General features: G+C 57.6%; 1 protein-coding gene. It reads left to right on the forward strand.

Going from position 1 to position 580, the window contains the following annotated elements; genetic code table 11:
* Nucleotides 1-186 (forward strand): hypothetical protein (locus CO660_RS33645; RefSeq protein WP_141504999.1); only part of this gene is annotated, 186 nt, incomplete at its 5' end.
* Nucleotides 187-580 lie beyond the last annotated feature (394 nt).

The raw sequence follows: 580 nt of genomic DNA on the forward strand, positions 1-580 counted from the left end.
CTCGAACAGAATGATGAATGGGCCGTTCAACGCGCCAGGTATATGACGCTTGAGACCATGGCCCAAATGAGCGATGATCCCCAAATCAGCCTGCCCCGCTGTGATGTCGGGTTAGGAAACGAGCGGGACAGCAGGCTAATACACTGCCCGAATTGCCCCGTGTGGACGGCAAGCGTCAAGCCTTGATGCCAAATTCAAACGGATATGAGTGGGGCTTCGCAGCTGCGGCGAGGTCTCGATAGGGTCCGACAGTAAGCCCGAATGAGTGGGCACAATGGGACTGAAAGTGGGATCACTTGGTGAGCCCGTTGTTCCCGCGCGGAGATCCCGCCGCTATTCTCGCAAATGTCGGACAGCCGCCGCCCTTTGTCGCATTTGTCGAGATCACGACAATCGGTTTGTCCCGCTCTGCTCTACGCACCCGTCAAGCCACGGAGTGGTGCCTGCTTCGCAGTTTTGAATTTGAGAGCGAGCGGGCTACGGCTCCGTCATTGCTGGGGGTCCGATAGCGAAAGCCTGTTCGAGATGCGTGCTTCTCTATCGTCGCACAGGGCGTTTTCAGCATCTTGGGCCCTCTCAC

This window comes from Rhizobium sp. L9 (genome assembly GCF_002531885.1).
Lineage (GTDB): Bacteria > Pseudomonadota > Alphaproteobacteria > Rhizobiales > Rhizobiaceae > Rhizobium.